Below are 26,121 nucleotides of genomic sequence, written 5' to 3'. Positions count from 1 at the left end.
GCAGTAATCGTGCCACATTTGTTGCGGTAGGCGGAGGGAACGGCTCCGGCCTTCACAAAACTGTTTCCTGGGACGATAACCGCAAAAATAAATCGGCCAGTCAGGGCCGCGTCACGGACAATGACAAAATGCCAGAGCCTTGAAACAGTGAGCGTGATGGAGTGGGATCATTATGGTGCATGTGCCGCCCTAATTCAGTGCGGTGTTGCACAAATGTGCCAAATTGGGGATAAATTTGTTAATTGGAGCCTTGCCAACGGGTGAACAAATCTTTCGGTAATTCAATGTCGAACTGATCGACCACCCGATTCACGGTTTGATCGATGATGTCATCGACGCTTTTCGGTTGGTGATAAAACGCCGGCACCGGTGGCATGATCACTGCGCCCATTTCCGCCGCCTGCGTCATCAGGCGTAAATGGCCTATATGCAATGGGGTTTCACGCACGCACAACACCAGCCGGCGGCGTTCCTTCAGCACCACATCGGCGGCGCGCGTCAGCAGGCCGTCGCTATAACTGTTGGCAATGCCGGATAACGTCTTGATTGAGCAAGGTAAAATCACCATACCCAGGGTTTTGAACGAACCGGAAGAGATGCTGGCACCGATGTCGCGCGCATCATGCACCACGTCGGCCAGCGCCTGCACTTCACGCAGGCTGAGCTCGGTTTCCAGCGACAGCGTTTGCCGCGCCGCGTTGCTCATCACCAAATGGGTTTCCACCTCTGCGACGTCGCGCAATGCCTGCAACAGCCGCACGCCGTAGATTGCGCCGCTGGCGCCGGAAATACCGATGATGAGTCGTTTCATAAGTCTGGCCTCTGCCGAAGAGAAAGTAGGATCAGGCAGACTTTGCCGGAATGGCGGAGCATAAGCAAGTCAGGGGAGGATAATGCACCGCGACAAACGCCGCGGTGCACCTTTTTGGCTAGCGCCGAGGCTTAACCTTCGTTATGCATTTCCAGGTTTTCTGCTTCGGTCTGGCCACGTATCGCCTTGGCGTCGTCGTTACGCAGCGACTCCAGATACTCGAGGTAGCTCTGGTCTACGTCTTTGGTGACATAGATGCCGTTAAACACCGAGCATTCGAACTGGCTGATGTCCGGGTTCTCTTCACGCACCGCTTCGATCAAATCGTCCAAATCCTGGAAGATCAGACCGTCGGCACCGATGATCTGGCGGATTTCATCCACTTCACGGCCGTGGGCAATCAGTTCGTTGGCGCTTGGCATATCAATGCCGTACACGTTCGGGAAACGAATTTCCGGCGCAGCGGAAGCCAAATAAACGCGTTTCGCCCCGGCGTCACGCGCCATCTCAACGATCTGCTCGGACGTGGTGCCGCGCACGATGGAGTCGTCCACCAGCAGCACGTTCTTGTCGCGGAACTCGGCGCGGTTGGCGTTCAGCTTGCGGCGTACCGACTTACGGCGCGCCTGCTGGCCCGGCATGATGAAGGTACGGCCGACATAGCGGTTCTTCACAAAGCCCTGGCGATACGGCTTATCCAGAATACGCGCGATTTCCAATGCGATATCGCAGGACGTTTCCGGGATCGGGATCACCACGTCGATGTCCAAATCTTCCCACTCGCGAGCAATCTTCTCGCCCAGCTTCTGCCCCATGCGCACACGGGCGCTGTAGACCGAAATCTTGTCCATAAAGGAGTCTGGACGGGCAAAGTAGACGTATTCGAACAGGCACGGGTTGGTTTTCGGGTTCTCTGCGCACTGGCGGGTGAACAGTTGGCCTTTCTCGGTGATGTACACCGCTTCGCCCGGCGCCACGTCGCGCAAGAACTCAAAGCCCAGTGTATCCAGCGCCACGCTCTCGGAAGCCACCATATACTCGCAGCGACCGTCTTCAAGCTGACGTTTGCCGATCACCAGCGGGCGAATGCCGTTCGGGTCGCGGAACGCCAGCAGACCGTGGCCGATGATCATCGCCACGCAGGCATAGGCACCGCGCAGCTGCTGATGCATGGCGGCAACGGCGGTAAAGATGTTGTCTGACTCCAGCGGATAGTCCTGGAAGCGGTCCAGCTCACTGGCCAGAACGTTCAGCAGGATTTCGGAGTCGGAGGTGGTGTTGACATGGCGGCGACCGCTTTCAAACAGCTTTTGGCGCAGCTCATGGGCGTTGGTCAGGTTGCCGTTGTGGGCCAACGTAAGGCCGAACGGCGAGTTTACATAGAATGGTTGAGCCTCTGAGGCACTGGAGCTGCCAGCCGTCGGGTAGCGCACATGGCCAATACCCATGTTGCCCTGCAAGCGCTGCATATGGCGTGCCTCAAACACATCCTTCACCAGACCATTTGCCTTACGCAAACGGAACCCGTTATGGGCATCTATGGTGACGATGCCTGCGGCATCCTGGCCACGGTGCTGAAGCACCATCAACGCATCATAAATCGACTGGTTTACCGGCATAAAACCGGCGATACCGACAATACCGCACATGTTGTCTTTTCCTCATCAGCGCTACCGCCCCGGTAAATGGGTCGGTAAGAAACTCGACGTGCTCTGCAGGTAGTCAAAGAACCACCTGATGATATAACTGAACTGGGGAATGAGCTGTGACTGCTTCCAGTCGTCACTTTGCGAGAAGCCGGTAAAGGTATCCAGGAAAAACAGTATCGCCGAAACGATCAACACGCCGCGCAGTGCGCCGAAACAGACGCCCAGCACCCGGTCGGTGCCTGATAACCCGGTTTTCTCTACCAGTGAGCTAATCACATAGTTGACAATAGCTCCTACGATCAAGGTCGCGATAAACAAGATGGCAATCGCGATGCCGTTTCGCACCAGTTCATCTTCAAAACGAGTGAAGTAGACCGCAAGGTAAGAGTAGAAATGGCTGGCAACAAAAAACGCACATCCCCATGTCACAAGTGACAATGCTTCGCGAACAAACCCTCGGATCAGGCTCACCAGAGCCGAAAACCCAATCACCGCTATAATGACGTAATCAATCCAGACCATGAACTATTCCAATAATGAATCGCCCCTGCCCCCTTCATCTTTCAAACCGCATCTGCGTCGGCTGCCTTCACTCACCCCAGTGACTTGGTTGACCAAGCTCCGGGGATTCGTTCAGTTGCCGCCTTGATGCGACATGAAATTTATCGGGTGATCCAATTCGCGGCGAATTCTAACAGAAAAAGAAAACGTTTGCGTAGGGGATTTCCCAGCACGCAACAAATAAAAAACGGCGATAAAAAAATTCTCAATCGCCGCGCCTACATAGGCCATTTGGCCTGTGAAAGGCACATTTTCAATAGTGATTATACCAGCACTCATCGATTCAGGGGCACAGCATGCTGTGCCCCAATCCTGTCAATGTGCGCCGTAGGGCTTCACCTGGCCGCTCAAACCGCTGATGGAGTTCAGCGCAGACAGTGAAGACTGCAACTTCTGTTTTGACGCGTCCGGGCCAACGTAGATCCGGGTGATTTGCCCCTGTACCGGCGTTGACGGCACGGTGAAGGCGCGATAGCCGGATAACCTGAGCGACGCCACGACCTCATTCACCTTGGCGGCGTTCTTCAGTGCACCCAGTTGTACTACATAAGCCTGCCCTGCCGGCGCTTTCTCTTCCGCAGCCGGTTTCGGCTCCGGTTTAGGTTCTGGCTTCGGCTCAGGTTTGGGTTCCGGTTTAACTTCCGGGACAACCTCAGGCTTAGGTTGGGCGACCGGTTTCGGCTGCTGCACCGGTTTTGGCTGCTGCACCGGTTTCGGCTTCACTTCCACCGGCTTGGTTTCGACCGGCTTCGGCTTCGGTTGCTGTGCCGGGCGAGTTTCCACCGGCGGCGCAACCTGCACCGGCTGTTGAGCCGTCTGGCGCGCTGCCTGCTGCGAGGCCGCTTCGTTGGCCGCCTGCTGCTCAACCAACGCGCCCGCCCCTTCCGGCGGTTGCGCCGGCAAAGACTGGGTTACCGGCGGCACCGCGTCGTTCTCCTCCACATCACCCGGTTTTGGCACCAGGGGAATGGCCGCGAACTCATCCTCGTAATGTTTCTTTTTTCCATCCAGCAGCCCTGGCAGGATAATGACCCCCAGTGCGACCAGAATGACGGTTCCTACCAATCGGTTTTGAAATTTGCTTGCCACTCACACTCCCCGCATCTCGTCTAACGCCGCCATCACGTGCGCAACGGTGTGGAACGATCCACAGACGATCACAATATCCTGAATATCAGCGTCCTGCATAGCCTGACGCCAGGCAGTTTCGACATCGGCAAACTGCCGCGGTTCCGTCAAATGTTGCGCCAGCAATTCGACGCCGGCACCGCGCGGCCCTTCCAGCGGCGCGCAATACCATTCATCCACCTGCTCGCTCAGGCAAGCCAGCGTGCCGGCGATGTCTTTATCCGACAGCATGCCCACCACGGCGCGCACCTTGCCGCCCTTGCGCGGCAGCTTCGCCAAACGCCCGGCCAGATAGCCTGCGGCGTGCGGGTTATGCGCCACGTCGAGGATCAGCATCGGATCCTGTCGCACAATCTGGAAACGTCCAGGCAGCGTCGCCTGCTGCAGGCCGGTGAAGATCGCCCGCTCATCGATTTCCAACGAGGAATAATGCAACGCCGCCAGCGCGGTCGCAGCATTGGCTAGCGGGACGTTGGGCATCGGCAGGTCGGTCAGCAGCGTGCCGCCGCCTTCCCACTGCCAGCGTTCGCCCTGTTCGCTGAAAGTCCAGGCTTCGCCACGACGATACAGTGCCGCGCCCAGTTTTTCCGCCACCTCGCGGATGGTGTCAGGCATATCCGGCTCGCCTACCACCGCCGGCTTGCCGCCGCGGAAAATTCCGGCCTTCTCGCGGCCGATGCTTTCGCGATCGTTGCCCAGCCAGTCGGTATGATCCAGCGCGATGCTGGTGACCACAGCCACGCTCGGATCGACGATGTTGGTCGCATCCAGGCGGCCGCCAAGGCCAACTTCCAGGATCACCACGTCAAGCTTAGCCTGTTTGAACAGTTGCAGCGCCGACAGGGTGCCAAATTCGAAATAGGTCAGTGAGGTTTCACCCCGGCCCGCCTCAATGGCGGCGAACGAGCGGCTGTGCTCCGCCTCGCTCAACTCATCGCCCTGAATGCGTACCCGCTCGGTATAACGCACCAGGTGCGGCGAGCTGTAAACGCCAACGCGCAGACCGGCCGCCATCAGAATGGCTTCCAGCGTTCGGCAAGTCGTGCCCTTGCCGTTGGTGCCGGCAACGGTGAACACCGTCGGTGCGGGAGTGAGCAAATCAAGATGCGCCGCAACGCGCTGTACGCGTTCCAGGCCAAGCTCGACAGCCTGGCTGTGCAGACGTTCGAGATAATAAAGCCACGAGCTCAAGGGCGACGTGGCTTGGGGAATTTGGTGGTTTTGCATGAGTCCCATCACTGATTGGGTTCATTGATCCATCAGGGCACCCCCTCACCGCGGTAAAGGCGATGCTCTCCGTAACACCCGTCACCTTTCAAGCCACAGCGGGATGACTGCAACGTGAAATTCATAGGGCATATCAGCCGGCACTTAGCCACAAAATGGCGGCTGAACCCCGCGCGGGCTTACGCCTGCACGGGGGACTTTTTTGCCTCAGGCGTCGACCTGATTTTCCTGTGCGACTACCGGTTCTGCCTCATCGAAATGCGGCTGCGGCTGGTTGGTCAGCTTGGAAAGGGTACTCGCCAGAGTGCGACGCATTTCCGGGCGACGCACGATCATGTCGATGGCGCCTTTTTCAATCAGGAACTCGCTGCGCTGGAAGCCCGGCGGCAGTTTTTCACGCACGGTCTGCTCGATAACGCGCGGGCCGGCAAAGCCGATCAACGCTTTCGGCTCGGCGATATTGATATCGCCCAGCATCGCCAGACTGGCGGAAACACCGCCCATGGTCGGATCGGTCAGCACCGAAATGTACGGCAACCCGCGTTCCTGCATTTTCGCCAGCGCTGCGCTGGTCTTCGCCATCTGCATCAGCGACATCAGCGCTTCCTGCATGCGCGCACCGCCACTGGCCGAGAAACACACCAGCGGGCAGTTGTCTTCCAGCGCCTGTTCGACCGCGCGCACGAAACGCGCACCGACCACGGAAGACATGGAACCGCCGATAAAGGCGAATTCGAAAGAAGCGGCGACAATAGGCATGCCGTACAACGTGCCTTTCATGACGACCAACGCATCTTTCTCGCCGGTCGCTTTCTGTGCGGCAACCAGACGATCTTTATACTTTTTGGAATCCTTGAACTTCAGAACGTCTTTCGGCTCCAGTTCGCTGCCCAGTTCTACCTCACTGCCCTCGTCAAGCAGGGTATGCAGGCGCATGCGCGCAGTCATGCGCATGTGGTGGTCGCACTTAGGACACACTTCCAGATTACGCTCCAGCTCGGCGCGATAGAGAACCTGACCGCAGCTGTCACATTTGGTCCAGACCCCTTCAGGAATGCTCGCCTTACGGGTTTGTGTAATATTGCTCTTGTTAAGAATTCGTTCAATCCAGCTCATCGATGACCTTTCTGTCTGAACCTGACGGACACCCGTCCGCTGTTCATGCTTTAACAATCCCCCCGCCGACAGACCCAATGAAAAAGTGCCCGAGCGAAACGCGACAAACGCGTGACCTAGGCACTGGCTTCAGGGCTTATTCGCGAGAACAGACCATAAATGTCGCTCATTAAACCATATCGACCCGACACTGTGGATAAAAAACTGGTCGAACCGACAGGTTAAGCGATGTTTTACTGTTTTTGCTGGCGGGCAGCCGCGCGCTTATGGCGCCAGATTTCAATGATGCCCGGCAAAATCGAAACCAGGATGATCGCTACGATCAACAGTTTCAGGTTTTCCTGCACGATCGGCAAATCACCGAAAAGGTAGCCAGCATAAGTGAAGAGCAGCACCCAAACCAGCGCGCCAATCACGTTGTAGGCAGCAAAATGACGGTAGGACATTTTCCCCATACCGGCGACGAACGGCGCAAATGTGCGCACGATCGGTACAAATCGCGCCAGAATAATCGTTTTCCCACCGTGTTTTTCATAAAACTGATGGGTTTTATCCAGATAGCTGCGGCGGAAAATTTTCGAATTCGGGTTACTGAACAGCTTGTCGCCAAACAGCCGGCCAATAGTATAGTTCACCGCGTCGCCCAAGATCGCGGCCCCTACCATCAGCGCAACCATGGTATGCACATTCAGATCGTTAGTCGGCAGTGCGGCCAGCGCGCCGGCGACAAACAGCAGAGAATCCCCCGGCAGGAAAGGCGTGACCACCAGCCCGGTTTCGCAAAACAGGATCAGGAACAAAATGGCATAGACCCACATGCCGTATTGCGCGACCAGTTCGGCCAGATGTACGTCAATATGCAGAATAAAATCAATCACAAACTTGATGATGTCCATAGGTTCTCTCTTTTTGCCGGGTGTCTCACCCACCCGGCAGATGCACAAGGGAACAACGCGTCGGGCGCGCCGGCGTCTAATCGTCAGCTAAAACTAATCGTCGGGTAAAAACAGCGGCCCCATCGGCGGCCGGGGCAGACCAAAATGCTCAGGGTAATCGACGGAAACCAGATACAATCCTTCGGCACGCGCCGTCGCCGCTGCCAGATTCCGATCCTTCAGCGCCAGCAGTTCGGCCATCCAGTTCTCATCCTGATTGCCGCAGCCGATTTCCATCAGGCTGCCGACAATATTGCGCACCATATGGTGCACGAAGGCATTCGCCTTGATATCTACCACGATATACTCGCCGTAGCGCGTAACCTTAACGTGTTTTACGTTACGCCAGGGCGTGCGCGACTGACATTGCACGGCGCGGAACGACGTAAAATCGTTCTCGCCCAGCAGCGCCTGCGCCGCCCTTTCCATCCGTTCGGCATCCAGCGGGTGATAAAAATGGGTTACCCCCTGCTGCAATACCGCCGGGCGGTAGCGGTGGTTATATATAATGTAGCGGTAGCGGCGGGCGGTGGCGCTGAAACGCGCATGAAAATCCTCGGCCACGCCGGCCACCCAACGTACGGCAATATCCGGCGGCAGATGGGTATTGACCCCCATAGTCCAGGCCGCGTCCTTGCGTTGCGCGGTGGTTTCAAAATGCACCACCTGGCCGGTAGCGTGCACGCCGGCGTCGGTACGCCCGGCGCACAGCACCGAGATCGGCGCGTTCGCCACCTTGCTCAACGCCTGTTCCAGGCAGGCCTGCACGCTGGCGACTTCCTGCTGACGCTGCCAACCGTAGTAACGGCTGCCGTCATATTCAATCCCCAGCGCGATTTTTAACTTCGGCTGGGTGGGCAAGACAACTTCAGACATCAGTACATCTGCTCCTGCACCAGACGTTCTGCGGTTTCGATCGCCATCAGCGCGCCGCCGAAGCGCACGTTGTCCGCCACCGACCAGAATTGCAGGATTTCAGGAATGCCGTAGTCATTGCGCAAACAGCCGACGCTCAACGCATCGCTGCCGGACGCTTCCGTAACCTGAGTCGGGTAGTCGTCTTCTTCGCTCAGTTGGATATCATCCACCTGCTCCAGCTCGCTGCGAGCCTCTTCGGCAGACATCGGGCGCAGCGCTTCCAGGTGAACCACTTGCGCGTGGCCGTAGAACACCGGCGACTGCACGCAGCTCACGGAAATCGGCAGCCCTTCGTCCTGCAAGACTTTACGCACCTGATCGACAATCAAACGTTCTTCGCGCACGCTGCCCTGTTCGTCTGCCAGCAACGGCAGCAGATTGAACGCCAACTGCTTGGCGAAAACGCCCGGTTCAGCCGGAATGCCGTTCAGCAAGCGCGCGCTTTGGCCCGCCAGATCGTCAACCGCCACTTTGCCGCGTGCCGATACCGACATCAGGGTGGTGACGTGCAGACGGGAAAGCCCGGCCTGTTCGGTCAAGGGTTTGATCGCCGTCAGCAGTTGGCTGACCATGCTGTCGGCCACGGCGACGATATTGCGATTGCGATAATCCGCCAGCACCTGCGGGTTCACGCCAGGCACCACCAAGGGGATATCCGGCTCCAGTGCAAACAGGCCGCTGGTGTCGATCACCAGGCAACCCATGTTACCGGCTTCTTCCGCATAGCGGGCCGCCGCCTCGGTACCGGCGACAAAGAACGCCAGCTGCGCCTGCGACCAGTCAAATTCTTCCGCTTTTTGCACCAGCACCGACTTGCCGTTGAAGCGTACCGTTGCCCCGGCGCCGCGTTCACTGGCCAGAGGATAGAGTTCGCCCACCGGGAACTGGCGTTCCTGTAATAATTCCAGCAACGCTTCACCTACCGCGCCGGTGGCGCCAAGCAGAGCGATATTCCAGCCGTCAGACATTGGGTTTCTCCAGAGTATTCATTTAAAAAGCAGACGGGCAGTGTTGCCACCGCCCGATAATCCTTTGCCGCTTACTATAGCGGCGATTGCTTAAGGCAACCTTACGTATTGGGCCGATGCCTTTTTGGCAAGGAGCCGGCATGCCGGCCCCTTACAGCACGCTGAAGCCCAGCTTGTGCAGCAGTTCCGCACTGGCGTTGTCATTGCACTGGACGCGCAACGAGGACCATTCGCGGCGCTCCTGATAATGCTTGCGCAGGCGATCAAACTCGCCCGGTTGCCCAGCCACTTTGCGCAGCGGCGCATCATCGCGGCGCACATCATACACCAAGTGCATCAATCGTTTTAATTTGCCTTCATCCAGCGGGCCGTTCAGCTGGATCTGGCTGAATTCAGGCACCGGCAGCAGCGAGGCCAGCTCAATCTGCTGAGGCCGACCCACATGGCGGCTGAAGGCCTCGAACACCTGAGTGGTGCCCCGCGCCTTGCCTTCCAACGTGTAACCGGCGATATGCGCGGTGCCGATATCCACCCGCGCCAACAGGGGTAATGAAAGCTCCGGTTCAGGTTCCCAAACGTCCAGCACCGTGCTCAGCTTTTTGCCTTTTTCCAGTGCCTGCAGCAGCGCGGCGTTATCCACCACCTCGCCACGGCAGGCATTGATCAGGATACGGTTATCGGGCAGCGCCGCCAGCAACTCGGCATCAACCAAATGCAGCGAGTGATAGGGGCCGGATTTATTCAGCGGCGTATGGAACGTCAGCACGTCGGCTTCAGCGACCAGTTTTTCCAGCGGCCAGAACTCCCCGGCGTCACCGCGTTCGGCGCGCGGCGGATCGCACAGCAGCGTGCGTACGCCCAATGCTTTAAGACGGGCATCCAGACGCGAACCTACGTTGCCCACGCCGATAATACCGACGGTTTTATCGCGCAACTGAAAACCGTCGCGTTCGGCCAACAGCATCAGCGCAGAGAACACATATTCCACCACCGCAATGGCGTTACAGCCTGGCGCCGCGGAAAAACCGATGCCCTGCTGTTTCAGCCAGGCATCATCCACGTGGTCGGTGCCGGCGGTAGCGGTGCCGACAAAACCAATGCGGGTACCGGCCAGCAGATCTTCATTCACTTTCGTCACCGAACGCACCATCAGCGCGTCGGCATCCGCCAGCGCATCTCGCGGGATCGGGCGGCCAGGCACCGCCTGCACGTCCCCCAAACGACTGAACAGTTCAGCCGCGTACGGCATATTTTCATCAACCAGGATTTTCACTTGTTGCTCCGACGGTTTACGGCTTATTTATACCCAAAATAATTGGCGTTGCATCACTGCGGCAAGAGCAGAAGTCCCCAGGCGCTTACTCAAGTAAGTGACTGGGGCGAGTGCTCGCAGCCGGCACAGAGGCGGCGTCAAGTATGAAGAGGTTATCTGGGAAAGAGTGTGCCACCGAATCAGGCCCGACGAAAGCGTTCGGGGGTGCTGCCGGCGATTTGCTGAAACATGACGATAAACGCCGAGGCCGAGCTGTATCCCACCTCCAGCGCGACGTTCTGCACGGTTTTGCCCTGTTCAAGCAGCGAAACGGCATGCAGGAAACGCAACCGCTGACGCCATTCACTGAATGACATGCCCAGCTCTTGCCGGCAACGGCGTGACAGGGTGCGTTCGGTGGTATAGACCCGGGCGGCCCAGACGGCGAGCGGGGTGTTGTCCGACGGGCAATGCTCCAGCGCTTCCAGCACCGGTGCCAGGAATTTATCGTTGGACGACGGCAAATAAGTTTGCTGGACCGGCGACAGATGCAGTTGATCGATCAGCGCCCGGCACAGACGCAAATCCTGCTTGCCGCGCGGGATATATTGCTTGCGTGCGTAAAAATCTTCGGCGATGGCACGGAAAATCGGCGTCACGCTCACCAGGCAGGGCTCGGCCGGCAGCCCGACGCACAGCGACGGCATGATATCCACCAGGCGGCACTGCGCCAGCCGCTGGTTGTAGCAGGAGTGCTCGATCCCCACCGGCGCCCACAGCACAAACTCCGGTGGAGCCAGAAAACGTTGATTGCCGACCTTCATCACCATCACCCCGGCTTTCACCCACATCAGTTGTCCCCAACGATGGCTGTGCGGCTGGAATTCCGTGCGGACATTAAACTCCTCGCAACGAAACTGCACCGGGCGCGGCGCCGGGATCAAGGCTTCAGGAAAGTGACGGATTTCTGACATGGTTGCATACCGTGATTTGTCTTGTTGGCACAAAATATTGTCTGGATATCGCTATATATAATAAACCGGACACGAGTAGACTAGCCAGCATGTCCGTCGTTATTGAGAATAATCATCGTGAATATGCTCTTCCCGCTGTTGGCGGTGCTGATCTGGTCGGTCAACGCCGTCGTCAGCAAACTCTCCGCCACCGCTATCGATCCGGCCGCCATCTCGTTTTACCGTTGGCTGCTGGCGCTGATCGTCCTGACCCCCTTCGTATTACCCGGCGTGATCCGCAATTGGCGGGAGGTGCGCGCCAACGGGTGGAAATTGCTGATCCTTGGCCTGCTCGGCATGGTGCTGTACCAAAGCCTGGCCTACTATGCGGCGCACAGCGTCAGCGCGCTGTTTATGGGTATCATTGTGTCGCTGATCCCGTTGCTGACCATCCTGATCAGCATCGTGCTGCTGCGCATTGCGCCGACCGTCGGCGTGGCGATCGGCAGCCTGTTGTCCTTCGGCGGATTGATATGGCTGGTCAGCGCCGGTCATCCAGGCGAGTTGCTGCAACATGGCATCGGCAAAGGAGAACTGATGATGTTCGCCGCCGCCGCTTCCTATGCGCTGTACGGCGTGCTGACCAAACGCTGGATGATTGCGCTGCCTAATTGGCAGGCGCTGTATGTGCAGATCCTGCTCGGCGTCGTGCTGTTGCTGCCCAACTTTCTGATGGCGCAGGATGTCGGACTGAACAGCCAGAATATCCCGCTGGTATTGTTCGCCGGTATCCCGGCTTCGATCATCGCCCCTTTCTTGTGGATCCAGGGCGTTATTCGCCTCGGGGCCAATACCGCGTCGATATTCATGAACCTGTCGCCGGTATTTACCGCTGTCATCGCCGTGCTGTTCCTCCATGAACAACTGCACAGTTACCATTTGATCGGCGGCGGCGTCACGTTGCTGGGCGTAATTTTGTCGCAGCGCCTGCGCACGCCGTTAGGGCGCAAGGCAAAAGCTTCGGCCCCGGGGATGGGGTCTTAAGGCAACAGTTGAAAACGCACCCGCACCAGCAGGCCGCCAAGCGCGGCCGAGGTCAACAGCTCCGGGCGGGTGCCGTGATAACGGGTAATGTCGCTGACCAGCGCCAGCCCCAGCCCGGCGCCGGGCTGTTCGCCCACGTTATCCAGCCGATGAAAGGGTTGCAGCGCCTGCGCGGTATCCTGCTGAGCGATACCCGGGCCGCTGTCTTCGATTTCCAGCACGCACTCCCCCGCCGGCTTGTCGAGCGTCAGTCGAGCGGTGACCACGCCCTGATTCGGCACATATTTCAGCGCGTTATCCAGCAGATTGGCGCACAGCTCGGTGAGCAACAGCGTCTCACCGCCGACCCAGCATACCGACTCCCCTTCATAGCCTAAATCAATGCGCTTGCTGCGCGCCTGCGGCAGGCGCGAAAAACAGGCGTCGCGCAATACCTGCGCCAAATTCACCGGTTGCAGCTTGCGATCGGCATGATGTTCATGGGCTTTAAGCCGCGAGAGGTAGAGCAGACGATCGGTCAGGGCCACGGTGTTATCCAGCGTGACGCTCATCGCCGCCAGGCTCTCCCGCCACTGCTCCGGCTTATCGCTGGCCAGCGCCACTCCCACTTGCGTTTTCAGCACCGTCAGCGGCGTGCGCAGTTGATGAGAAGCGTCGGCGCTGAAACGCTCCTGACGCGCCACCATTACCCGCAGCCGTTCGATATAACGGTTGAACGCCAGCAACAGAGGCTGCATTTCCGACCAGGGCAACACCATCGGCAACGGCGTCAGTTCGCCCGGATCGCGCCGCAGCATGATGCCGGAAAGCTTGCGCATCGGCTTTAGCACTCGCTTGAGCAAGGCGAAGGCCAGAATCATCGTCAGTACCACCACGGTCCCCTGGCTGAGCAAGGCAGAAAGCATCATCTGCCGTGCCAGGTAATGGCGCGACTCCAGCGTTTCCGCCACCAGGATCGTCGCCATGCCCATTACGCCCGATTCATTGACCGGCTGGTACAGCGCAGCCACGCGGATAGGCCGGCCGCTGTATTCGGCGTCATAGAAATGCACCAGTGCCGGGTACAAACTCGAGCGCAGGATATGCGGCGGCATGGTCGGCAGATCGTCATAACCGGAGATACTTTTGCCCTGCGGAGAGATCACTTCGTAATAGAGCTGATCGTTCATGTTGCGCTCAAAGCTGTCGAGCACCACGTAAGGCACATCCACTTCCAGGCGGCCGTTGCGCACCACCAGCCGCTCCGCCACGGTGCGCGCCGATGCCAGCAGCGTGCGATCGTAAGCCAGCGTGGCGGCGTTCATGGCGCTGAAGTAATGGGTGTATATAGAGATGCCGCCCAGCACCAACAAGGGTAAACCGAAAAACAGCAGCAGTTGGTAAAACAGGGAGCGCGGTGCGTTAAACCACCTCATTGCAGAGCTCCAGGCTGTAGCCCAGACCGCGCAGAGTGACGATCGCCACGTTGCTGCCCTGCAGTTTTTTCCGCAGCCGATGCACGTACAGCTCAATACTCTCCGGATTGGCCTCGTCAGACAGGGTAAACACCTGTTCAAACAGCTGTTGCTTCGCGACCGGCCGGCCGCGCCGGTGGATCAGGGCGGTCAGCACCGCCAGTTCACGCGGCGTTAACTGCAGCGGTTTATCGTCCAGTTGAAAATAGCCTTCATCGTGATAGGTCAGCGCGCCATATTGCAACGCCTGCCGGGGCACGCCGATGCTGCGCCTCAGCAACGCCCGGATACGCGCTTCCAGCTCATCGAGTTCAAAGGGTTTGGTGAGGTAGTCATCGGCGCCCAGATTCAGCCCCCTGACCCGATCGGCAACGTCGGTTCTGGCGGTCAACAACAACACCGGCAGGTCCTGGCCGCGCTTACGCAAACGGGCCAGCAGATCCAGCCCATTCAGACGCGGCAGCGCCACATCCAGCACCACCAGCGCATAGCGTTCGTTTAACAACAGATGGTCGGCCGCCACCCCGTCCGGCGCGACGTCCACGGCAAAACCGGCGCCGGTCAGCGCCTTTTGCAACCAGTGGGATAACTCGGGATGATCTTCTACCAATAACAGCCGCATTTTTCCATTCCGTTGATTTATCTGTACAAGCAGGATGAATACAGCGCCGTATCGTCAGGAGACGGCATATCGCTTGTTAACATGTTTATAACAGCAGGATGGCACGGAAGGCGGTGTGATAGAAGGGTGATGCAGAACCCGTTTTGGGAGCTGGAGCACAATTACGCTACAGAACAACGGGCGCCACCAGCGCCCGGTTTATTTCAACATGGAAGCCCGCTGTCGGCCAGAGCGATATCAAGCACCGGCCGCACTTTGGCGGGACTGAACGGCGGGGAAACCAGCACAGAGCGATTGTTGGCGGCAAACACGATATCCACGCCGGTGATGCAGGCAGTCATTTGGCAGGCATGTTTTTCGCCGTTGGCCGCAGAAAAATGCAGTTCAAAAACGCCGATCTCCGGGCGCAGGCGTTTTAACCGACAATGCCCCGCTTCCCCAATCATTTCAGCATAGGCCACAGGCAACATCTTGATGGCGTTTACCTTGGCGCTGTCCTTGCCACCGAACAATTTCCCCAAAAAAAACATAATAATGCATCCGTAATAATTTTATTTTTTATTATTTTACCCCAAGACCAACACGGCAAAACTGACATTACACATGTTTTAAGCAAAGTTTAAGGGCTGTTCTTACCATGCTTTATGTGTTAGCACCCGGGCAGTTTTGGCCGCAAACAGGAGACGCATATCACATCCTGTAAACTTTTCCCCTCACTGAAAGGTAAATGAAAGGTTGCTGATTTAACAATTCGGCAACCCCGTATCGGCGGGGATTCACTCCGACAGAAAAACACCTTGGGGAAAGCAATGAAAAAAATAATCACCCGTACTCTGACCGCAACCGCCCTGCTGCTGGCGGCCAATCAGGCATTTGCCGTAGAAGCGCCGAAACGCACCGAATGTATCGCCCCCGCCAAGCCCGGCGGCGGTTTTGATCTGACCTGCAAGCTGATTCAGGTGTCGCTGCAGGAAACCAACGCCATCGACAAACCGATGCGCGTTACCTATATGCCCGGCGGCGTCGGCGCGGTGGCCTATAACGCCATCGTCGCCCAGCGCCCGGCGGAATTCGGCACCGTGGTCGCCTTCTCCGGCGGCTCTCTGCTTAACCTTTCGCAAGGGAAGTTCGGCCGTTACAACGTCGATGACGTGAAATGGCTGGCCGCCGTCGGCACCGATTACGGCATGATCGCCGTGCGCGCCGACTCGCCGTACAAAACCCTCAAGGACCTGATGGATGCCTTCCAGAAAGATCCCAACAGCGTGGTATTCGGTGCCGGCGCCTCGATCGGCAGCCAGGACTGGATGAAAACCGCCCTGCTGGCGCGCGAGGTCGGCGTCGATCCTCACAAGATGCGCTACGTCGCGTTCGAAGGCGGTGGCGAGCCCGTTACCGCGCTGCTCGGCAACCATATTCAGGCGGTGTCCGGCGATTTGAGCGAAATGGTGCCCTATCTGCAGGGTGACAAAATTCGCGTGCTGGCGGTGTACTCCGAACAGCGTCTGCCGGGCCAGTTAGCCAACGTGCCAACCGCCAAAGAGCAGGGCTTCAATCTGATCTGGCCGATCATCCGCGGCTTCTACGTTGGCCCGAAGGTCAGCGAAGAAGAGTATCAATGGTGGCTCGACACCTTCCAGAAAATGACGGCAACCGACGAATTCAAAAAGCAGCGCGACCTGCGCGGCCTGTTTGAATTCAACCTGGCCGGCAAGGAACTGGATGCCTACGTGAAAAACCAGGTCAATCAGTACCGCGAGCAGGCCAAAGTCTTCGGCCTGGCTAAATAACCGGGGGAAATACCATGAGCGATCGCATTTTTGCCGGTTTCTGGTTGCTGCTGTGCATCGGCGGCCTGTTTATCGGCTGGGGCATTCAGAGCGAATACAGCTATGAACCGCTGGGGCCGCGCCCCTTCCCGCTGGCCATCCTCAGCCTGATGTCGCTGTGCGCGGCACTGCTGCTGCTGAACAAACCGCAGGCCGTCGAATGGCCGCACAACAAGGTAATGCAACGCCTGTTGGTGCTGGTGATTACGCTGGTGCTGTACGGCTGGGGCTTCGAATGGCTGGGCTTTCCGCTGGCCACCGCACTGCTGACCTTCAGCATTGGCCTGCTGTTCCAGGCCAGCCTGCCGGCGGCGGCGGTCTCCGGCGTGGTGATGGGCGTTGCGCTGTACTACGCCTTTGACCAATTACTCGACGTAACACTGCCACTCGGCGTTTGGCTGAGCTAACGGGGGCGATGATGGAAACCTGGATGTATTTGACCCAAGGGTTCGAAGTGGCGCTGGTGCCGCAGAACCTGATTATCGCGCTGATTGGCTGCTTCGTCGGCACCATCGTCGGCCTGCTGCCGGGGCTGGGGCCGATCAACGGCGTGGCTATTCTGCTGCCGCTGGCGTTTGCTCTCAAGCTGCCGGCCGAGTCCGCGCTGATCCTGCTGGCGACGGTCTATATCGGCTGCGAATACGGCGGCCGCATCTCGTCCATCCTGCTCAACGTACCCGGTGACGCGGCGGCGATCATGACCGCGCTGGACGGTTACCCGATGGCGCAACAGGGCCGCGCCGGCGTGGCGTTGTCGATCTCGGCGGTCAGCTCTTTCGTCGGTTCCATAATCGCCATCGGCGGCATTATCCTGTTCGCCCCGCTGTTGGCGCGCTGGTCGCTGGCATTCGGCCCGGCGGAGTACTTTGCCCTGATGGTGTTCGCCATCGCCTGTCTGGGCAGCATGATGAGCCAAAACCCGCTGAAGTCGCTGCTGGCAGCGCTGATTGGCCTAGGGCTGGCGACGGTAGGCGTAGACGCCAACACCGGCGTTTACCGCTTCACCTTCGACAGCGTGCATCTTTCCGACGGCGTGCAATTTATCGTGGTGGTGATCGGGCTGTTCTCGGTCAGTGAAATCCTGCTGATGCTGGAAAGCACCAGCGGCGGACAAAAGCTGGTGCGTAAAACCGGTCGCCTGTTGTTTAACCGCAAAGAGGCCGCCGAGTGCGTTGGCCCGACGCTGCGCTCTTCGGTGATCGGCTTCTTCGTCGGCATTCTGCCCGGCGCCGGCGCCACCATCGCCAGCGCGCTCACCTATATGACCGAAAAGAAAATCAGCGGCAACAGCGAGACCTTCGGCAAGGGGGATATTCGCGGCGTCGCGGCGCCGGAAGCCGCCAACAATGCTTCGGCCTGCGGCTCGTTCATTCCGATGCTGACGCTGGGCGTGCCGGGTTCCGGCACCACGGCGGTGATGATGGGCGCATTGACGCTGTACAACATCACGCCGGGCCCGGCGATGTTCACCGAGCAGCCGGACATTGTCTGGGGCCTGATCGCCGCGTTGCTGATTGCCAACGTGATCCTGCTGATCATGAACCTGCCGCTGGTCGGCCTGTTTACCCGCATGCTGACCATCCCGCTGTGGTTCCTGGTACCGGCGATTGCCGCCGTATCTGCAGTGGGCGTTTATGCGGTGCACAGCACCACCTTCGACCTGTTGTTGATGGTCGGGCTGGGAGTGTTCGGTTATATCTTGCGCAAAATGCACTTCCCGATGTCGCCGCTTATTCTGGGCTTCGTGCTGGGTGAAATGCTGGAACAAAACCTGCGCCGCGCGCTGTCGATCAGTAACGGCGAGTTTGGCATCCTGTGGAGCAGCAGCATCGCGCAAACGCTGCTGGTGCTGGCGGTGGCGGTTTTGGTACTGCCGTTGTTGCTGCGCAGGATACGCAAGCGCCGCCGGCTGGCGGAAACGGCGAAGGCCGAATAGGTAAAAAGGACGGGGTAATAACCCTAATACCGATCGTTTAAGAGCACTTGAACGATCAGGCCAACGAGAGATAATCCGGAGTCAGCCGCCTGACTCCGGATTTTTTATGTCTGAACAGGATCTGGATTTCGTTGTTGATGCTTTTTCCGTCCCCTTGCCCCAGCATTAGAACCCAAACACAGCCTAAAATTTGGCAATGCACAGGATAGGGACCGCCTCCTATCTAGATGTCATCTTATCGGCTCTGCTCCGAGAAGAACTCAAAAAGCCAATCGATCGATATAACCGATTCATATGATACATTTGATAGAATTTGACTATCAATTGAATTTTATCGATCGGTATAAGTGATTTGCAACACACCAAGAATTAGTCAATATATAAATTGCAGCTTTCATTATAAAAAATTTATTAAATCGGTCAATCTAATCATTGCCATTTATAAATCAGGTTTATAAATGACACACCACACAGCTGCACGAAACCGCTTCATGCATCGAATATCACTTTTATCTTAAACACCAAGGGATCTGCATGGGAATCTTCACAATGGAATGGGAATTAATATGAAACCAGGGATTGCAACGTATAGAAATTTTATTTTTTTTACTGTTTTTTCATTCTCTCAGCAAGCTGTAGCTGGCGCATATATGCTTCCTGTATCTTTTGTTAACTGGACTGTTGTTCAATCTTTGGTTGCATGGGATGAGAGTACCTCCGATCTCAATCCTTGCTATAGATGGTCCTCTTGTTTTATAGGCCCGGATGTAAAATACAGCACCCGATATCCTGGGCTATATGGTTCATGTATAGAGTCTCGTAACTGTCTCCGAATCGAAAATTACAGAACAGCAAAAGAAGTAGAGATCGCGTGGAAGGCTTCCTTTGGTATTCCCTGGACCTCAAGGCCTTATAGAGTAAATGGCAGTGATGCCAGCTGCGTTGGACTTTTTTATGTACAGACCCCCGCAATAGCCGGAGGTGCACGTTTATGGCCCAACTCTGTTTGTGGTAAGTTACCGCCACAAAACCAATCTTGTAATGTGAATCTCCCAACGGTGATAGATTTTGGTACGCTTTCACAAGATGAAATTTCCGTGGCGGAGAAGAGCATTCATGGAACAGTTGAGTGCTCCCAATCAGGAACTGTAAAGATATATTCCCAGTCTACATTAGCCGAAGACAGGATTTATCTAAACAACAACAAGAACTTTTATTCCACGCTGTTTCTGGATGAGAAATCCGCCTGGGCCGGTGTCAACTATTATTTAACTGGCGGAATACCAAAATACATGTCCCTAAAAGCAAAAATGACAGCTAATGAGATCATCAGTCCAGGACCTTTCTCAGGGAATGCTATTATTTACATTGCTTATTTATAGCGTCCCACTGTATGACTGCAGTGGTCACTTAATATTGACCCACGTATTAAACTGTTTAGCATTACTCTGGAGCGAGCCGGATTACGGTATTTAATAAACGTCGTCTGACGTTGGAAACGGCCAAGGCTGAGTGAGTCAAGGGGGGCGGGGTAACTCCCCTGCCCTGTTCATTTAACGCTTAATTTCGCTTATCGCACGTTCAAGCCCGCAATATCATTGCTGGCCAGCAGCCATCTCCCAAGCAGATATCGCCTTTCGGCCGATGTTGTCTCCACATCTTGGCCTAAGGGTAACAAATTACGCCTCAACCGTTTTGCTCTTCAGCATCAGCACCCCGCCCATCACCAGCGCGCTGCCCAGCAGTTGCAGCTGGTTCATGTTTTCCCCCAGCAGGAAATAGGCAATGACCGCCGTGAACACCAGCTCCAGCGACAAAATCAAGTTTGCAACCGCCAGCGGTAACGTCTTCAGGCTGATGTTGTACAAACCGAACCCCAGCAGCGTCGGCCCGGCGGCCAGGATCACCAGCAATAACCAACCACTCCACTCGATACCTTGCGCCCCCTGGGAAAGGAACCACAAAGAGCCGGTCATCCCCTGAAATGCAGCCAGAGGAAACAGCGTCAACGCGGTGTTGAACAGCCATTGGTAAATCGCCGAAAAGCCAAACACATACAAAATGGTATTCCACACCGGGTAGCGCCGCTCTGTGGCTACCCGCCCTCCCAGGGTATAAAGGGTATAGCCGATACCCGACAGCATGCCGATCAACAGCCCCAGCAGATTGAAATGGGTAGTGCCCAGGCTATCGCCGTTGCTGACCAGGAAACAGCCGCCCAGGCTGACCGCAATCACCAGCATCTGGCGCAGGTTCAGCCGTTCGCTGTACATCACCCAGCCAAGAAATACGGTAAAACCTACCGAGCAGTAAGTAAGAATGGTCGCCACCGACGCGCCGTTCAAGGCTACCGACAACGTCCACAGGCTGTTGAATACCGCCAGCAGCAAGCCATAACAGGCATAAAAAGGCACCTGCGCAGGCTGCAAGCGCGCCCATTCGGGTTTAATAAGCAACAGCAGAGGCAATAACACCAGGGCCACCAATGCCGCTCGCCAAAAGGCCAGCACGAAGGTAGGCAGGTGATAATGCTGCGTCAGCACGCGGATGATAATGGCGGTAAAGGCCAGCAGCATGGCACTGATGATGGCAATGACATACCCCTGACTGCTGCCTTGCAAAATACGCGCGCCGGGGAAAGCCGGCCTTGCTGAAATACCCGACGGTAATGACATAACACCCTCAAAAAACGGCGATAATATATCCGTCATACTTCAAGCTGCAGGTGTGTTGACTGCAAGCGTTCACCCGAATCACTTACTTGAGTAAGCTCATCGGGACTCTCGCTCTTGTCGCCTTCCTGCAACCCGAATTATTTAGGATAGAGACTCAGGCAGGAATTCTAACGCGGCGACATTTTGCCGCCAGAGCCACTTTCCCCCATTGTTATGCAGGCCACTTTTACCCTCTTGAAGGCAGACAGCGATGAGGTATAGTAAAAATCATCGCACCTGACCGAGCCAATTTCCATGCATATCCCGTTAGACCGCCAGCAGGATGTCCCGCTGTATCTGCAAATTGAAGAGGCATTGCGGCGGGCGATATTGAGCGGCGTCTTTGTCGATGGCGACAAACTGCCTTCCACCCGCACATTGGCGGCCGAACTGGCCGTCAGCCGGCTGACGGCCGACAATGCCTATGCCGAACTGGCGTCCAAAGGATTTCTGCGCCAGCGACGCGGCAGCGGCGCCTATGTTCTGCATCCGGGCGCGCGGCCCGCTCAACCGCAGCCGACGTCCGATACGTCGTTCCCGGCAGCGCGTTTCACCACCCTGACCTCGCGGCTGGACGGCTACCCCGACACGCCGCTGCCGGATAACATCATCAACTTTGCCGCCGGCGTCGGCAGCCCGAAGGTTTTCCCCCAGGAGGAATTCCGCAAGATCTTGCTGTCGGTGCTCAGCCGCCATGCGGAAGAGGCTTTCGGCTATGGCGAATACTGCGGCTACTACCCGCTGCGCGATACGCTGGGGCGGATCCTCACCGCCCAGGGCATCCCTACCCACGCGGAACAGGTGCTGATCACCAACGGTTCGCAGCACGCCATCAGCCTGATTGTGCAAAGCCTGCTTGAACCGGGGGATACGGTGATCGTCGAAGAACCCACCTATGCCGAAGCGCTGGGGCTGCTGCGTCTGCACAGGATCAATATCGTCACTGTCCCCAGCGATCGACACGGCATGCTGGTTGAACACCTGCCGGCACTGCTGGAAAAGCACCGGCCAAAACTGATTTACACCATCCCCAATTTTCATAACCCGACCGGGCGCTGCATGAGCGAAGCCCGCCGCCGACGCCTGCTGGCGCTGGCTCAACGTGCCGGAGTGCCGATACTGGAAGACGATTTTGTCGGCGATTTGCGCTACAACGGCAAACAGCTGCCGTCGCTGCGGGCGCTGGCGCAGCCGGGCGCGGTGATATATGTCAGCACCTTTTCCAAAATGCTGCTGCCCAGCATGCGTATCGGCTACCTGGTCGCCGACAGTGAGCAATATCAGCAGATAGCACGGTTAAAACACGTCGACAGCTTTACCAGCTCCAACCTGATCCAGCGGGCGCTGGACGCCTTTGTCACCATTGGCCGCTATGACAAACAGCTGCGGCGCGCCGGGCGGATCTACCGCCAGCACCGTGATGCCATGGTAACGGCATTGCTGCAGCATCTGCCGCACGGCTGCCGCTTTGAAACGCCCGAAGGCGGGTTATTTATCTGGCTGACGCTGCCCGCTGCGGTTAACAACGAAGCGCTGATGCCGGTGGCCTGGCGCCACGGCGTCACCTTTGCACGCGGAGAGTGTTTTTATGCCCGGGAATCGCATGGCGCGCATGGCCTGCGACTGAATTTCGCCGCCAACACGCCACCGCTGATTGAAGAAGGTATCGCCCGGCTCTGCCGGGCGATTAATGAGGTCATCACCGCCAAATAAAACGGCGCTTACCGCCCGGCCCACCACAAGCGCAGTTTCATCCCCCAGTAGCTGGTCCAGCCGGTGGTGCTCTGCACCACCTTGCCCTGGGAAATGACCACCAGCGTCGGGGTGACGCCCACCTGCCACTGCGCCGACAGCTCGCCGCGCGGATCGTTAACCACCGGCAGCGTCAGCCGTTTGCGCGCCAGCCACTGTTCGACCTGCGGATCGTCACCGGAACGCAGCGCCACGGTCAGCACATTGCCGCCTTCCTCCGCCAGCCTGGCAACATACGGCGTGGTAAAGCGGCACACGCCGCACCAGCTGGCCCAGAAGTAGACCAGCAGCGGCTTGTCCCGGCTGAGCTGCGCGAGTGAAACCCTCTCGCCGCTCAATGTGGTCAACGCCTGTGAATCGAAAGCCGCCGGCGCCTGCGGCGCACGCAGCCAGTCCATCGCCACCACCACCGCCAGCACAATCAGCAGCAGGATCAAGAGTTCGCGCCCCCAGCGCCGCAGCTTAGCCATTTTGGGCCTTCGCCAGTTGCTGTTTCACTATCGCCTCCAGTTCCTCGTAAGACACCGCACCCGGCAGCATCTGATCGCCAATCAGCGTCGCAGGCGTTCCCTGCACCCCCAGTTTTTCCGCCAGTTCCATGTTGGTGCGCAGCGTGGCCATGCTCAGCTCACTCGGCGCCACCGCTTTCACCCCGGTTTTCTGCTGGGCGGCGGCGATGCTGGCGTTGTCGTGGAAGCCCTTCTTCGCCATCAGCCGCTGGTGCAACGCCCAAAACTGGTCCGGATGTTGCTGCCAGGCAGTTAAAGCGACACGCGCCGAACTGACCGAGCTTTCGCCCTTGAACGGCAGCAGTTTTACCACCAGCGCTACCTCCGGATTTTGTTTGACGACTTTTTCCAGCATCGGATCAAAACGCTTACAGTACGGGCAGTTGTAATCCGTGAACACCACCAGCGTCAGCCTGGCGTTGCCGGCCCCCAGACGCGGGCTGGCAGGATCTTCATACAAAGCTTTGGCATTTTGCTTAATCACCTGCTCAATCTGCTGACCGGCGGTCTGCTGCTGCCAGGCATCGACCGCCTGCGCCAGAATATCCGGGTTCGATACCAGGGTTTCGCGGATCAATGCCTTAATGCGCAGCTCCTGCTCTGGGGTAAAGGGGGCGGCGGCCCAGACGGGAGCGGCAATCAGCATCAATAACATCAGTAACTTTTTCATTGTGAATTTCCTTTGGCGGCGGACAGGGTTTGCAACACGGCATCGCGGGTTAACAACGGGGACAACACCACGCCGTCAGGGCTGCCGGGGCCATAAATCTGGTTAAAAGGCACGGCAACGCTGCCGCGCCGTTGCAGGAAGGCGCTAATCTCGGCAGAAGGCCGGCTCCAGTCGCCGCGCAGCGCCACCACGTCGTCGGCGCTCAGCGCCTGTTGCACATCATCGCGCAGCAATACGTTGAATTTATTGGCTTTACAGGTAACGCACCAGTCGGCGGTAACATCGATAAATACCCGCTTACGCTCGGCCAAGGCCTGGGTTATCGCCTGCTCGCTCAGCGGTTGCCAGCGCACATTGTCCTGCAACGGCTGACGCCACAACCCGGCGGTGAGCGAACCGGCCAACAACGCCACGCCGAACAGCGCCAGCGTGACGGCAACCAATCCGGCAGCCAGGCGCACGCCATGCCGTCGCCATACCGCCAACAGCAGAGCCAGCAGCGCTATGCCGCCCACGGCCAACGTCGGGGTTGCGCCAATATGATTCGCCATCAGGCTCAGCAGCCACAGCGAAGAGGCCAGCATCAACAACCCCATTGCCCACCGTAACGCGTTCATCCAACGCCCCGGACGCGGCAAACGCAGCGCCAGCGCCGGCCAGGCGGCGATCAGCAGCCAAGGCAGGCTCATGCCTATGCCCAAGGCGACAAACATGCCCCACAGCACCGGCAGCGGCGCGGCCAGGGCAAAAGCCACCGCGGTGCCAAGAAAGGGCGCAGAACAGGGCGTCGCCAACAAGGTGGCAAAGGCGCCCTGCAAGAAATGCCCGCTCAGGCCGTGCCCGTTATGGGTCGCCAGTTTGGTATTCAACGAAGAGGAAAGTTGCACGTGGAACAGGCCGAACAGGTTGGCGCTGAACAACAGCGTTACCAGCACCATAAAGCCGATAAACCACGGGTTTTGAAACTGAATGCCCCAGCCAAGCGCCTGATTGCTCAGCCGCAGCACCGTCATCAGCAACGCCAACGCCATAAAGGATGCGACGATGCCCAATGACGAGGCCAGAAACTGCAGCCGGATGCTGCGCCGGTCCCGCAGTTCTACCTGCAAAATCGAGCCCAGTTTGATGCCGAGCACCGGCAGCACGCAGGGCATCAGATTGAGGATCAGGCCACCGGCCAGCGCCATCAGCACCGCCTGCCACAGCGGAAAAGCCGCCGCTGGCGGTGAGGCCAGCGGCCCGCCAATCGGCAGTTGAACCTGCTGCGCGATACCGCCGTCACTGATGACCAGCGTCAGAGTTTTGCCGCGCAAGTCCGGTGCGGTATCCCCCCAGCCATCACTGACCGGTACCCGCGCCAACATCCGGTTGCCGTCGGTGCTGACCTGCGGTTTGCCGAGATCGGCATCCGCCAGCGTATCGAAGAACAACTCGGGCTGCCGCCAACCGGCGGCGCGCTCGGCGCTGATCTGCAGTTCCCCGCGCTGATAACCGGCTTTAATGCCGTCAACCAGGCCATCGGCAATCGGCACCTGCCCCATCGCCTGAGCAAAGTCGTGGTTAAACTGCGCGTCTTGCGGCGCGCCGAGATCGAGACTGAACGGATAGTCGGTCAAAATGCAGACGTTACTGCAGGTAGACAGCGTCAGGGTGCCCGCCAGTTGAGGCGGTGTGGCTCCCTTTATCACCATCGGCAGTTCAACCCGATCGTGATATCCCTGGGTGGAAATGCCGGCTACGTCAAAACGCTGCGGCGTCGGCCAAAACCAGGTGGCCGGCGGCGGATTGCCTTGCCAGCTTATCGCCGGCGCAATACCGCCTTCGCCGGGTGAACGCCAGTAGGTTTTCCAGCCTTGTTGCAGCTCTATTGCCAGCAGCAACCGGGTCTCCCCAGTGTGCGACGTGTCGGCCCGCAGCCGCACTTTGGCGTGATCGTTGGCCGGGCTTTGCAGCCAGCCGCTGTCTGCCGCCTGCAAGGCGGGCAGCCACAGCATTAACAGGCAGGCAAGCGCCGACCTGATGATATTCAACATGTTTTTTCTCCATAAATGAGTTAATCACCAAACAAGAGGG

Annotated in this window: 24 protein-coding genes; 6 read left to right on the top strand and 18 right to left on the bottom strand. The window is 57.8% G+C overall.

Annotated features, from left to right (window positions below; all coding sequences use genetic code 11):
• Positions 1 to 238: 238 nt before the first annotated feature.
• The 11 genes from JK621_RS23725 to JK621_RS23675 all read right to left on the bottom strand — a co-directional run bounded on the left by JK621_RS23725 (position 239) and on the right by JK621_RS23675 (position 11,539).
• Positions 239 to 811 (bottom strand): UbiX family flavin prenyltransferase, encoded by a 573-nt coding sequence (locus tag JK621_RS23725; RefSeq protein WP_126484197.1) that lies wholly within the window; start codon positions 809 to 811, stop codon positions 239 to 241.
• Positions 812 to 942: 131 nt separating this feature from the next.
• Positions 943 to 2,460 carry an amidophosphoribosyltransferase gene (purF, locus tag JK621_RS23720; RefSeq protein ID WP_212557905.1) on the bottom strand — a complete coding sequence of 506 codons (1,518 nt, stop codon included), beginning with the start codon at positions 2,458 to 2,460 and terminating at the stop codon, positions 943 to 945.
• A 21-nt stretch (positions 2,461 to 2,481) separates the two neighbouring features.
• Positions 2,482 to 2,982, bottom strand: a complete 501-nt coding sequence (gene cvpA, locus JK621_RS23715) for a colicin V production protein (protein WP_006317057.1) — start codon at positions 2,980 to 2,982, stop codon at positions 2,482 to 2,484.
• Positions 2,983 to 3,336: 354 nt separating this feature from the next.
• Positions 3,337 to 4,110, bottom strand: coding sequence for a cell division protein DedD (gene dedD, locus JK621_RS23710; RefSeq protein WP_212557904.1), 774 nt, complete (start codon positions 4,108 to 4,110; stop codon positions 3,337 to 3,339).
• The gene (folC, locus tag JK621_RS23705) at positions 4,111 to 5,376 is read right to left on the bottom strand and encodes a bifunctional tetrahydrofolate synthase/dihydrofolate synthase (protein WP_212557903.1); all 1,266 of its coding nucleotides are present in this window, start codon (positions 5,374 to 5,376) and stop codon (positions 4,111 to 4,113) included.
• 207 nt (positions 5,377 to 5,583) lie between these two features.
• Entirely contained in the window at positions 5,584 to 6,492 is a 909-nt protein-coding gene (gene accD, locus JK621_RS23700) for an acetyl-CoA carboxylase, carboxyltransferase subunit beta (RefSeq protein WP_212557902.1), read from the bottom strand.
• A 233-nt stretch (positions 6,493 to 6,725) separates the two neighbouring features.
• The gene (locus JK621_RS23695; protein ID WP_006317062.1) at positions 6,726 to 7,388 is read right to left on the bottom strand and encodes a DedA family protein; all 663 of its coding nucleotides are present in this window, start codon (positions 7,386 to 7,388) and stop codon (positions 6,726 to 6,728) included.
• Between the two features lie 93 nt (positions 7,389 to 7,481).
• Positions 7,482 to 8,303, bottom strand: coding sequence for a tRNA pseudouridine(38-40) synthase TruA (gene truA, locus JK621_RS23690; RefSeq protein ID WP_212557901.1), 822 nt, complete (start codon positions 8,301 to 8,303; stop codon positions 7,482 to 7,484).
• Positions 8,303 to 9,313 (bottom strand): aspartate-semialdehyde dehydrogenase, encoded by a 1,011-nt coding sequence (locus tag JK621_RS23685; RefSeq protein WP_065506373.1) that lies wholly within the window; start codon positions 9,311 to 9,313, stop codon positions 8,303 to 8,305. The genes truA and JK621_RS23685 overlap by 1 nt, the downstream gene beginning before the upstream one ends.
• Positions 9,314 to 9,464: 151 nt before the next feature.
• Positions 9,465 to 10,586, bottom strand: a complete 1,122-nt coding sequence (gene pdxB, locus JK621_RS23680; RefSeq protein WP_212557900.1) for a 4-phosphoerythronate dehydrogenase PdxB — start codon at positions 10,584 to 10,586, stop codon at positions 9,465 to 9,467.
• Between the two features lie 179 nt (positions 10,587 to 10,765).
• Complete coding sequence (locus JK621_RS23675) at positions 10,766 to 11,539, bottom strand: AraC family transcriptional regulator (RefSeq protein WP_212557899.1); 774 nt, start codon at positions 11,537 to 11,539, stop codon at positions 10,766 to 10,768.
• 123 nt (positions 11,540 to 11,662) lie between these two features.
• Here JK621_RS23675 and JK621_RS23670 point away from each other — a divergent pair, with 123 nt between their 5' ends.
• Entirely contained in the window at positions 11,663 to 12,562 is a 900-nt protein-coding gene (locus JK621_RS23670; protein ID WP_212560277.1) for a DMT family transporter, read from the top strand.
• Here JK621_RS23670 and JK621_RS23665 read toward each other — a convergent pair.
• The 3 genes from JK621_RS23665 to JK621_RS23655 form a co-directional block, all read right to left on the bottom strand.
• Complete coding sequence (locus JK621_RS23665) at positions 12,559 to 13,977, bottom strand: sensor histidine kinase (protein ID WP_212557898.1); 1,419 nt, start codon at positions 13,975 to 13,977, stop codon at positions 12,559 to 12,561. The two genes, JK621_RS23670 and JK621_RS23665, sit on opposite strands and share 4 nt — an antisense overlap.
• Complete coding sequence (tctD, locus tag JK621_RS23660; RefSeq protein ID WP_212557897.1) at positions 13,964 to 14,638, bottom strand: transcriptional regulator TctD; 675 nt, start codon at positions 14,636 to 14,638, stop codon at positions 13,964 to 13,966. Before tctD ends, JK621_RS23665 begins: the two co-directional genes overlap by 14 nt.
• Positions 14,639 to 14,841: 203 nt before the next feature.
• Positions 14,842 to 15,168 (bottom strand): hypothetical protein, encoded by a 327-nt coding sequence (locus tag JK621_RS23655; RefSeq protein WP_212557896.1) that lies wholly within the window; start codon positions 15,166 to 15,168, stop codon positions 14,842 to 14,844.
• Between the two features lie 279 nt (positions 15,169 to 15,447).
• On the opposite strand from JK621_RS23655, the gene JK621_RS23650 reads away from it, so the two are divergent.
• The 4 genes from JK621_RS23650 to JK621_RS23635 all read left to right on the top strand — a co-directional run bounded on the left by JK621_RS23650 (position 15,448) and on the right by JK621_RS23635 (position 19,785).
• Entirely contained in the window at positions 15,448 to 16,428 is a 981-nt protein-coding gene (locus tag JK621_RS23650) for a Bug family tripartite tricarboxylate transporter substrate binding protein (RefSeq protein ID WP_212557895.1), read from the top strand.
• A 14-nt stretch (positions 16,429 to 16,442) separates the two neighbouring features.
• Positions 16,443 to 16,874 carry a tripartite tricarboxylate transporter TctB family protein gene (locus JK621_RS23645; RefSeq protein WP_212557894.1) on the top strand — a complete coding sequence of 144 codons (432 nt, stop codon included), beginning with the start codon at positions 16,443 to 16,445 and terminating at the stop codon, positions 16,872 to 16,874.
• A gap of 11 nt (positions 16,875 to 16,885) precedes the next feature.
• Positions 16,886 to 18,403 carry a tripartite tricarboxylate transporter permease gene (locus tag JK621_RS23640; RefSeq protein ID WP_212560276.1) on the top strand — a complete coding sequence of 506 codons (1,518 nt, stop codon included), beginning with the start codon at positions 16,886 to 16,888 and terminating at the stop codon, positions 18,401 to 18,403.
• Between the two features lie 566 nt (positions 18,404 to 18,969).
• Positions 18,970 to 19,785: a hypothetical protein gene (locus JK621_RS23635; protein ID WP_212557893.1), complete on the top strand. Its 816-nt coding sequence runs from the start codon at positions 18,970 to 18,972 to the stop codon at positions 19,783 to 19,785.
• A 297-nt stretch (positions 19,786 to 20,082) separates the two neighbouring features.
• Here JK621_RS23635 and JK621_RS23630 read toward each other — a convergent pair whose 3' ends face one another.
• Positions 20,083 to 21,078: a DMT family transporter gene (locus tag JK621_RS23630; RefSeq protein WP_212557892.1), complete on the bottom strand. Its 996-nt coding sequence runs from the start codon at positions 21,076 to 21,078 to the stop codon at positions 20,083 to 20,085.
• 294 nt (positions 21,079 to 21,372) lie between these two features.
• Here JK621_RS23630 and JK621_RS23625 point away from each other — a divergent pair, with 294 nt between their 5' ends.
• Complete coding sequence (locus tag JK621_RS23625) at positions 21,373 to 22,830, top strand: PLP-dependent aminotransferase family protein (RefSeq protein ID WP_212557891.1); 1,458 nt, start codon at positions 21,373 to 21,375, stop codon at positions 22,828 to 22,830.
• An 8-nt stretch (positions 22,831 to 22,838) separates the two neighbouring features.
• Here the strand turns inward: JK621_RS23625 and JK621_RS23620 are convergent, their stop codons facing one another.
• The 3 genes from JK621_RS23620 to JK621_RS23610 are packed head-to-tail and all read right to left on the bottom strand — an operon-like array spanning position 22,839 to position 26,081.
• Positions 22,839 to 23,339 carry a protein disulfide oxidoreductase gene (locus JK621_RS23620; RefSeq protein ID WP_212557890.1) on the bottom strand — a complete coding sequence of 167 codons (501 nt, stop codon included), beginning with the start codon at positions 23,337 to 23,339 and terminating at the stop codon, positions 22,839 to 22,841.
• The gene (locus JK621_RS23615; RefSeq protein WP_212557889.1) at positions 23,332 to 24,048 is read right to left on the bottom strand and encodes a DsbA family protein; all 717 of its coding nucleotides are present in this window, start codon (positions 24,046 to 24,048) and stop codon (positions 23,332 to 23,334) included. Before JK621_RS23615 ends, JK621_RS23620 begins: the two co-directional genes overlap by 8 nt.
• Complete coding sequence (locus JK621_RS23610; RefSeq protein ID WP_212557888.1) at positions 24,045 to 26,081, bottom strand: protein-disulfide reductase DsbD family protein; 2,037 nt, start codon at positions 26,079 to 26,081, stop codon at positions 24,045 to 24,047. The genes JK621_RS23615 and JK621_RS23610 overlap by 4 nt, the downstream gene beginning before the upstream one ends.
• Positions 26,082 to 26,121: the final 40 nt, after the last annotated feature.

Source organism: Serratia plymuthica (assembly GCF_018336935.1).
Taxonomy (GTDB): Bacteria; Pseudomonadota; Gammaproteobacteria; order Enterobacterales; family Enterobacteriaceae; genus Serratia; species Serratia plymuthica_B.
This window is presented reverse-complemented; position numbering and strand designations above follow the sequence as displayed.